This is a genomic window from Massilia sp. P2_C2 (assembly GCF_056404615.1).
In genome coordinates, this window is sequence record NZ_JBFUDR010000047.1 from 18808 (window position 1) to 28821 (window position 10014).

Sequence of the window (10014 nt, forward strand, 5' to 3'; positions counted from 1 at the left end):
CGCCATCCTTTCGTTGTATGTATGCCTAAGAGAAATTTCATGTTCGCTGTGGCATCTTTACGACGCCGCGGGTTTGACACGTGCTGGAGCTTCCGGCCCGGGACGCACAGGCCCCGGGCTACGCGTCCCGGACTGCGCGTCCCGAACCTCCCATCATTCGGCCGCCATGCGCTCCGCGCGCACAGGTGCGATCACGAAACGGTAGCGAGCGTGTTGCAGCGGGATACGGTACTTCACGTGCGGCCGGCCGTCGAGGCTCCAGCCGGTGTCGCCGCCGACGCCCGCCTGGGCCATGTCGACCAGCACGGAGCCGTCGCCATGCGGCGCGATCTCGGAACTCTTCCACGTGCCGCGTGGCCGCAGGTACAGGTCCTCGTACGGGAACGCCAGCGCATTGAACGCGAACGGCGTGTCGGCGCCGATGCGGATGCCGGTCCCGTCTCCGCCGCGCAGCTGGAACCAGCGCACGTCCGTCTTGTTGCCGCTTTCCTGCGGCCGGATATAGCCGTGGTACTGGTCGGCCAGCTTGCCGTCATACAGGCCGAGGGCGGCGCCCGTCTTGCGGTCGGCGTACGACTCCTGCGGGCCGCGGCCATACCAGCTCAGCGCATCCAGCGCCGGCAGGCTGTCGAAGCGCAGGCCCAGGCGCAACGGATCCGGCAGGTCGTCGCGCAGCGGCGTGAAGCTCGCGTTCACCTCGACGCTGCCGTCGGCGCGCATGCGATAGACGTTTTCCCAGTGCGCGGCGCCGGCGCCGAAGCTGAACAGCACGCGCACGGCATCGCCGTCGACCACGACGTCGCGCACCTTGCGCTGTTCCGTGAACGTCTGCCACACCTTGTGGCTCTTGTCCACGCCCGCGCCTTCGTCATTGTCCGTCAGCCCGCGCCAGAAGTTCGGCGCGCCGCCCTTGAGCACCGTGCGTCCCGCCACGGCATAGGTCACGAGTCCGGTATCGGGCGCCAGGCGCAGCACGGCGTCGCCGGCCCGCAGTTCCACCGCGCCGTCCGTGCGCACCGGGGCGACGCCTGCCCCATCCTTGTGCGCGACCGGAGCCGCGGCCAGCACGAACTGCGACCAACCGACGACGCTGCCCTTCTCCACACCCGGCTCCGCGGCGCGCAAGCGGGCGTGTACCGTCAGCACCCGTTCACCGCCGGGCGCGACCTCCGGCAGCGCCAGCGCCAGCTTCTGGCGGCCGCCGGCCGGCACCGCGGCATCGGCCAGCGTGCCGCGGGCCACATTGACGCCGTCGCGCGCCAGTTCCCAGTCGAAGGCCAGGTGCGACAAGTCGCGCATGTCGTAGCGGTTCACCACCTCGATCGCGCCGGCGGCCGGGTCGCCTTCGAACACGACGGGCGAATAGACCTTCTGCAGTTCGAAATATTCCGGATCGGGCGTGCGGTCGGAACGGACGACGCCGTCGCCGACGACGCTGTTGTCGCCCCGTTCCGGATTCAGGTCGAAGCCGGACGCCCAGTAGGTGCGGCCCTTCTCGTCACGCGCGATGATGCTCTGGTCGACCCAGTCCCACACGAAGCCGCCCTGAAGCTTGCGGTGCGCGCGGATCACCTGCCAGTAGTCTTCCAGGTTGCCCAGCGAATTGCCCATCGCGTGGGCGTACTCGCACTGGATCATCGGCTCGCGAAAGTTCGGATCGAGCGCGTAGTCTTCCATCTTCTCGATATCGTCGTACATGGGCGCATAGATGTCGACGTAGGCGTTCGGCAGGTGTTCCTCGCCGATGGTGCCGTGGCCCAGGTAGCTGATCAGGCGCGTCGGATCGTTCTTGCGGATCCAGGCGGCGGCGTTCTCGAAATTCGGTCCGGTGCCGGCCTCGTTCCCCAGCGACCAGAAGATGACCGACGGCGAATTCTTGTCGCGTTCCACCATGCGCGAAATGCGGTCGAGGTGGGCGATGCGCCAGTGCGGTTTGTAGCCCAGCTGGATCGCCGCGCGCGTCTTCGCGTCCGGCGATTTGTCGCCCATCTCCATGTAGCCGTGCGATTCGAGGTCGGCCTCGTCCATGATGTACAGGCCGTATTCGTCGGCCAGGTCATACCAGCGCGGATCGTTCGGATAGTGCGATGCGCGCACGGCGTTGACGTTCGCACGCTTCATCAGCTCGATGTCCTTGTGCATCGTCTCCATCGACATCACGCGCCACGTGTAGGGATCATGTTCGTGGCGGTTGACGCCCTTGATCATCACGCGCCGGCCGTTCACGCGCACTTCGCCGTCCGCCACCTCCACGGTGCGAAAGCCGATGCGGCGTGACGTCGCCGACACGAGCCGCCCCTGCGCATCCGCCACCTCGACGAGCAGAGTGTACAGGTTCGGCGTCTCGGCCGACCAGGGCCGTACGGACGGGATGGCGCCCGCCAGCACCGCCTTGCGGTCGGCGCCCGGCTTGCCCTGCGCGCGCAGCACTTCGCGCTCGCCGTCCAGCACGCGCGCCTGCACTTGCAGGTCTGCCGGCGCGCCAGCGACTTCCGCGACGAGTTCGAAGCGGCCGTCGCGGTAGGCTGGCTTGGCCAGCGACGCCGTCACGCGATAATCGCGCAGGCGCGTCTTCGGTTCGGCATACAGGTACACGCTGCGTTCGATGCCGTTCACGCGCCAGAAATCCTGGTCTTCCAGGTAGGAGCCGTCCGCCCAGCGATACAACTCGATCGCGATCGTGTTGTGGCCCGGCTTCACGTAGTGGGTCAGGTCGAATTCCGCGGGCAGCTTGGAATCCTCGGAATAGCCGACTTTCCGGCCATTCACCCACACGTAGTACGCGGCGCCGGCCGCGCCGATCTGCAGGAACACGTCGCGGCCCGACCACGCGGCGGGCAGGTCGAAGTCGCGCCGGTACGAACCCACCTCGTTCAGTTCATGCGCGATATACGGTTCGTTGGCGGGGAACGGGTAGCGGATGTTGGTGAAGATCGGCTTGCCGTAGCCCTGCGCCTGCAGCATGCCCGGCACCTGGATATGCCCCCATTTGGCGACGTCGTACGACGGCTTGTAGAAATCCTTCGGGCGCACGTCCGGATTCGTCGAATATTTGAACGACCACGTGCCGTCCAGCGACAGGTAATATTGCGACGCGGCCTTGTCGCCGGCCAGCGCCTTCTCGCGCGACTCGAAATTGAAGAATGTGGCCTTCATCGGTTCGCGGTTGACGGCGACGACTTCCGGCTGTTCCCACTCGGCCGGCGTGGCCTTGGCCGCCTGGGCAGCCTGTGCCGGCAGCGCGGATGCGGCCGCTGCCACCAGCGCGGCGGCAATGATTCTCGTTGATGTCATGGTATCTCCGTTATTGTTATGCTTGCTTGCGGTGGTCCGTCAGCGGAAGCGCAGGCCGTCCACGAATTCGTTCACCTCCAGCAGTCCCGGCTGGGGTCCGGTGAGGCGCTTGCCACCCGCGGTCACGTTCTCGATCGTGACGTTCTTCACCTTGCGCGCAGCGTCGCGCCCCGTGATCAGCGATGCGCTGGGCGATCCCCTGCCCGTGTAATGGATATTGCGCAGGGTGACGTTCTCGATCCCGAGCCCGGGGCTCGTGTTGTACTTTGCGGTGTAGGCGATCTTGAAGTTGAACAGTTTGCCCTCTTCGATGCGGTCGACGCGGATATCCTCGAACACGACGTCGCGCACGAGGTTGTCGTCGCCGGCCATGATGCCGAGCGCACCCTCGTATTCCGGGTCGTCCTCGTCGTGGTCCAGAACGTCGATGTTGGAAAAACGCAGCCGCTCCAGTATTTCGCTGCGCGGGTGGTCCGCCGTCGGCGTGTTGCCGTGGATGCCGATCATGACGGCATGCGCGATGTCGGCCCACAGCGTCGTGTCGCGCACTTGCACATCGCGCGTATCGCCCCAGATGTCCCAGCGGTGGTTGTAGAACGTGAGGCAGTCGTCCGACGTGCGCACGAAACTGTCCGCGATCGTCACGCGTTCGCAGGCAAAGTGGCCGAGGCCGTCCGACCACTGGCCGGCGCCGATCGTGCGGATGTTCTTTTCGACGAGGTCCTGCGAAGTGATGCAGCGCATCGTGCCGTGCGGCTGGTTGATCGCGATCGGGCCGTCGATCTCGACATTGCGCGCATTCCGGATGGTCGTCACGTCGGTGCCGTCAAACAGGCCGTCGCTGATCACCTTCACATCCTCGACACCGTCGATGACCAGCGGGCTTTTCAGAATGGCCGAACCGTGGATGTACACGGTGCTGTGCGAACGGATGCGGAAGTCGCCCTTGTGGATGCCGGGACCGAAGAACACGGTGTTGCGCGTCAGGTCCGGCGTCGTGCCCATGCCGATGTCGTTCGAGGACAGGCCTGCGGGCACGGCCGGCATGTCGGCGCGGATCGCATGCGTGAACACGTGCAGGTTGTGGAGGCGGTCGTCGTCGAATTCGACGCTGAGGTTTTCCGGGCGGTGCATGATGAAATAGGCGATGCCGTCGCGCACGACCGGCTTGATGCCCTTTGCGTCCGGGCGCACGGTCACCTTCGAGAACAGGCCGTTGTTCTTCTGGACCGCCACTTCCACCGTGCCGTCGAAATTGAAGAAGACCATCGAGGCATCCTGTGCCTTATCGAGGTCGACCTTGACATTGTATTCATACAGGTCCTGCCACGCGCCGCCAGGGACGCGCACGCGCACCGTGTAGTCGTCGTTGTGATGGCTGTAGCGAATGGGATTGGGGAACGGATGCACCTGCACCCGGCTGTCTGCCGCCTGCGCCGCGGCGGGCGCGCAAGCTGCGAACAGGCCGACGCAAACAATGGCCAGCGGCGCGGCCCACCGGCGCGCGAACGCACGTAACGTGAACAAATGTAGTCTCCTCTGCCTGCGCGTCCGGTATGCGCCGTCGCCGGGCTTATTGTTTGTGGCGCCGCGATTGCCGATCCGTCGCGCCGCTCGTGGTATCGATAACAGGTACAGACTGATTTATAGCACAACTGACCAGCCCGTCAAGTTTGCGCGTCACTTCTGGACAAGACACTCCTTGATGACGCCGATCATACCTGTGCCCACCCCGCGCGAGCCATATGTTTTTTGTAGAAATCGATATGTTTTATAGATGCCAACCACTTGTGCTGACGCATTTCCACACCAGGAGATAGCGCTATGATGCTCGTTGCGGATATCGATAACAAATACTGCCGGTCCCGTCAGCATCCGCAGTGGCATCCCAAGACTGACGGAGTTCGACCGCGGTTTCTAACCTGAATGCCATGGAGGAATAGATGAAACGACCCGAAACACCAGGTGTCCCCTCGCCCCGCCCCGCCCTCGATCCGTCGGAAGCCCCCGACGAGGTCTCCCGCGCGGAACTGGGGCGCCGCAGCTTCCTGCTGAGCCTGGGTGCCCTCGCCCTCACCGGTTGCGGTGCCGGCAACGGCGAGCCGGCCGGGAGCAAACTGCTCGCGAATGCGGCCTCGCCCACGACGACGGCCGCGACCACCACGACGGCCTTCGTCCACCCCGGCCTGCTGCACACCCAGGCCGACTTCAACCGGATGGCGGCCAAGTACACGCTGAGCCCGTGGTCCGGCAGCTGGAACATCCTGATCGCCAACGGGCATTGCAGCACGACCTACAACTACAATCCGCAAGCCATCGTGTACCGCGGCTACGACGGCGTCCATCCCGAGAACTACAGCAGCCTGTACAACGACGTGGCCGCCGCCTACGCCTGCGCCCTGCGCTACAAGATCACGGGCGAGACGGCCTACGCCGACATGTCCGTGACGATCATGAACGCCTGGTCGGCCGTGCTCACCTCGATCCAGGGCACGACGGATGCCGCGCTGGCGGCGGGCATCTACGGCTATGAATTCGCCAACGCCGGCGAGATGATGCGCACCTACACCGGCTGGGCCGCGGCGGATTTCGCCCGCTTCCAGAACATGATGAAGACCGTGTTCTACCCGATCAACCACGACTTCCTCATCCGCCACAACAACACGGACGTCACGCATTACTGGGCCAACTGGGATCTGTGCCAGATGGCCTCGATCCTGGCCATCGGCGTGCTGTGCGACGACCAGTCGCTGTTCGACGAGGCCGTCAACTACTTCAAGGGCGGCGCGGGCAATGGCGCCGTCGCGCAGGCGGTGTACTACATCCACCCGGGCTTCCTGGGCCAGTGGCAGGAATCGGGCCGCGACCAGGGCCACGCCACCCTCGGCATCGCACTCATGGGCGCCATTTGCGAGATGGCGTGGAACCAGGGCGTGGACCTGTACGGCTACGACAACAACCGTTTCCTGATGGGCGCGGAATACGTCGCGAAATCGAACCTGATCCAGTCCGGCACGACGTATTACACGGTGCCCTACGTCCCGTACAACAACGTCGACAACGTGCAGCAGAACGTCTTTGCGACGAACAGCCAGGGCACGCCCCGTCCGTGCTGGGCCCTCGTCTACAACCACTACGTCAACCGCAAGGGCCTTGCCGCCCCGTACTCGAAGCAGTTCGCCCAGGTCGTGCAACCCGAGGGCGGCGGCGGCAACTACGGGGCGACGAGCGGCGGCTATGATCAGCTGGGCTACGGCACCCTCACGTGCACGCGCGACCCGATCGCGGCAGGTGCCGCGCCGAGCGGCCTGAAGGCGCGCGCGCCGGCCGGCCAGGTGGAGCTGTCGTGGTGGGGCAGCGCCTACGCCACCAGCTACAACGTCAAGCGCGCCACGTCCACGAGCGGCCCGTGGACCACGATCGCCACCGGCATCACCGACCTGCTCACCTGGACGGACAATCCGGGCACGGGGACTTGGTACTACGTCGTCAACGCCGTGACGCCGACCGGCACCACGGCCGACTCGAACCGCGCCACGGCCATCGTCGGCAAGACGCTGCACACCTACCTCGCCTGCAACGAGGGAACGGGGACGACGGTGGGCGACGGCAGCGGCAACGGCCATGCCGGCACGCTGACGGGCAGCGGCACCTGGGGGACCGGCAAGTCCGGCAGCGCGCTGGCGCTGAACGGCAGCACGGACTACGTGACCCTGCCGGCCAACCTGGTGACGGACCTGACCGACTTCACGGTCTGCACCTGGGTCTATTGGAACGCGTCGCGCAACTGGGAACGCGTCTTCGACTTCGGGTCGGGCACGGGACGCTACATGTTCCTCACGCCCCGTTCGAGCAGCGGCGTCGTGACCTTCGCCATCACGGTCGACGGCGGCAACGGCAGCCAGACCGTGGCCGGCACGGCCGCGCTGCCGACGGCGCAGTGGGTCCACGTGGCCGTCACGCTGTCGGGCCGCACGGCCACGCTGTACGTGAACGGAACCGCGGTCGGCAGCAACACCAACGAGTTCCTGCCGCCGTGGCAGYTGGGCGGCACGACCCAGAACTGGATCGGCCGCTCGCAGTACTCGGCCGATCCGTACTTCAACGGCCGGATCGACGAGTTCCGCATCTACCGCGGCGCACTCAGCGCGGCGGACATCGCGGCGCTGATCGCTTCCAGCTGATGTAAAACGGCCGGCCCGTCTTCCAGCGGGCCGGCCGTGCAGTTCAACGCCGGTGCCTGCCCAGGAATTCGAGCATCATGCGGCTGGCGTCCGGCCCCGCTTTCGCATTGAACTCGAACGCCGGGTCGCCACCGCTCCATGCATGGCGCAAACCTGCGACACTGACGACGCGCAGCAACACCTTGCGGCCCACGACGTAATCGTGGATCTCGTGCGCATGCCGGCTGCCGCCCCGTCCGGCAGGCTTCACCGCCACCCGCGTCGCCGGACCGGGCGGCAACCCGTTCAATTGCATCCACTGCCGCGCCAGTTGTCGCTGGTTCACCGGGTGGACCACCTGGTCGTCTTCGCCCTGGATCAGCAGGGCCGGCATCCGCGGCATCGGCCCGGCCACGGCCGGCAACGCCTGCGTCGAGCGGCGCTGCAACAGACTTGGAATGGCCGCGTCCGCGTGCACCGGGGCACCGTGACGCATCACGTGCAGCGCGCCCAGCGGGCCATGACCGGCACCGAAGACCGGGCCGGAATGCAGGCCGACAGCGGCAATCAGTTCGGGATGATTCAGTGCCAGGATGGCCGCCATGCCGGCGCCGGCAGAGAGCCCGCAGGCATAGATGCGGTGCCGGTCGATCCCGTGCCGTTCACTCACGGTGCGGATCAGCGCCGCCAGTATCCTGGTATCGCCGCCCCCGTGCTGGGTGGACCGGTCATACCAGCGCCAGCAGCGTTGCGTCTGCACGCTCACCGGTTGTTCCGGGTAGAGCACCGCATAGCCTTTGTCTTCCGCCAGCAGGTTCATGCGTGTGCCCTGGGCAAACTGCGTCGCGTTTTGCTGGCAGCCGTGCAGCATGACGACCAGTGGCCAGCCGTTGCGCGCCACGGTGTCCGGCACGCGATCCGGCACATACAGCCAGTAATTCATGGGCTGCGCGACCGCCTGGCCGGGCTTGCGTGGCGGCAGATACTGCCCCGCCAACCATGCACCGGGCGCGGACAGTGCATCTGGTCGCGCAGGCCGCCGGACCACGGGCGCCGCCGGCTGTGCGGGTGCGCGCCTGGGCGGCGCCTTGTTTGACGCGGACTTGCGGGGTTTGCGCGCCGGCGTGGGTGTCGCGTAAGCGTCCAGCAGCTTCACCAGCGTCTTCTGCTGCGACTTCGCGGCACGCGTCAGACTGCGCAGTAATCGGGTACCTGGGGCCAGTTTCGCCATATTTTCTCGGCATATTATGGTGCAGTGCAATATACCGATCTACCCGTCCGCGCACTGTACGCTGGCGTACGTATCCGCTGACTGGCAGGCGAGGTCCCAACGTTCTTATGTCAGTGAAAGTTAGTGAGAATCTCCGACCCGCCAGCCATTACAATCTGGCTCTGCCATTGAACGCGGCTTGCAAACTTCCGTCGGGAACCCTGAAATGTTCGAATCTCTCCAAGGCGCGCTGGATACGGCCCGCAATCTGCTGAACACCGATGCCGGGCTGCTGCGCCAGGGCCTGGCGCCGCTGGCCCGGCTCGACGCCGGCCTGGCCGCGCGCGCCGCCCAATACGTGGCCGATGGTGCGGACCCGGGCGTCCTGTTCGAGCTGCCGCCACATGCGTCCGAGGCATCGACGCTGCTCGGCAGGCCGGGTGGACTGCGCTGGCACATGCGTCATGCCGACGCGGCGACGGCCAAGGACGTGCAGGCCGGCGTCAAGGCACGCGACTCTTTCTACCGGCGGGCGACGGACACGCCCGAATCGCTCGCGAGGCTSGTGCGGCTGGGCCACGTGCTGGAAGCCGCCGACCAGCGGCTGTCGCTCGACCGCGCCGGCCCGGCGGCGCCCGACTGGCTGCAGTACGTGCTGAACGACGCCTTGTGGGGTAGCGTGCCCGACGAAGCGTCGCACGCCGAGGCCTCGCTCGTGTCCAGCCGCCCGGCATGGGACGTGCACCTGCTGCGCGCACTGCTGGCCGAAGCCGGCCTGCCGCAGCAGATGACCCTGGCCATCGTATTCGAGCGCGCCGGGATCGACGCGTACTATCACCACCAGATCTATCGTCGCCTGCTGGCGCCGGGCGCGCTCGACGACGACATGCTGGCCCATCCGGACGAGGTCGAATTCGTCGCGGGTACGCTGTCGCTGGCCGGCAAGACCCTGCTCGTCGACCGCATCGGCTCCACGGATGCCCTGCGCGACCGCTTCGCCGGCCAACTGGTACGCCTTGCCGTCGGCGCGGCCAGGACCGTACGCGCGGCCGCGGCGCGGCACCTCGATGCGCTCGATCCCGCCACCTGCCTCACACACCTCGAGACCCTGCTGCGCGCCGGGGAGACCTCGGAAAGAATCAACAGCGCCGAGCTGCTGGCGCGCCTGCGCGGCGACGCCGCCGGGGCGACGCTCGAGGCGGCGCTGGCCGGCGAGGCGAGCAAGCCGGTGCAGCAGGCGATCCGCGCCGCGCTGTCGCGCCTGAACGCGGCCGCCGACGCTGCTGCGATCGGTCTCCCCGAGCCGCCGCTGCTGCCGCCCGCAGACAACACCGTGCTGGCCATGGA

General features: G+C 66.6%; 4 protein-coding genes and 1 pseudogene. 2 read left to right on the forward strand and 3 right to left on the reverse strand.

What is annotated here, in order from left to right:
* Positions 1-153: 153 nt before the first annotated feature.
* Positions 154-3294 carry a glycoside hydrolase family 2 TIM barrel-domain containing protein gene (locus tag AC1DYX_RS08270; protein WP_477258155.1) on the reverse strand — a complete coding sequence of 1047 codons (3141 nt, stop codon included), beginning with the start codon at positions 3292-3294 and terminating at the stop codon, positions 154-156.
* 39 nt (positions 3295-3333) lie between these two features.
* Positions 3334-4821 (reverse strand): glycoside hydrolase family protein, encoded by a 1488-nt coding sequence (locus AC1DYX_RS08275; protein WP_477258156.1) that lies wholly within the window; start codon positions 4819-4821, stop codon positions 3334-3336.
* 416 nt (positions 4822-5237) lie between these two features.
* Here AC1DYX_RS08275 and AC1DYX_RS08280 point away from each other — a divergent pair, with 416 nt between their 5' ends.
* Positions 5238-7478 (forward strand): LamG-like jellyroll fold domain-containing protein, encoded by a 2241-nt coding sequence (locus AC1DYX_RS08280; protein WP_477258158.1) that lies wholly within the window; start codon positions 5238-5240, stop codon positions 7476-7478.
* 43 nt (positions 7479-7521) lie between these two features.
* Here the strand turns inward: AC1DYX_RS08280 and AC1DYX_RS08285 are convergent, their stop codons facing one another.
* The gene (locus AC1DYX_RS08285) at positions 7522-8688 is read right to left on the reverse strand and encodes an extracellular catalytic domain type 1 short-chain-length polyhydroxyalkanoate depolymerase (RefSeq protein ID WP_477258160.1); all 1167 of its coding nucleotides are present in this window, start codon (positions 8686-8688) and stop codon (positions 7522-7524) included.
* Positions 8689-8893: 205 nt separating this feature from the next.
* Between AC1DYX_RS08285 and AC1DYX_RS08290 the strand changes: the two are divergent.
* A pseudogene (locus AC1DYX_RS08290) lies at positions 8894-10014 on the forward strand (DUF4132 domain-containing protein); the annotation flags it as partial.

What these genes read in the sequence shown, in the direction of transcription:
- AC1DYX_RS08270 (WP_477258155.1), bottom strand. Translation starts at nt 3,294, where the DNA reads ATGACATCAACGAGAATCATTGCCGCCGCGCTGGTGGCAGCGGCCGCA.
- AC1DYX_RS08285 (WP_477258160.1), bottom strand. Translation starts at nt 8,688, where the DNA reads ATGGCGAAACTGGCCCCAGGTACCCGATTACTGCGCAGTCTGACGCGT.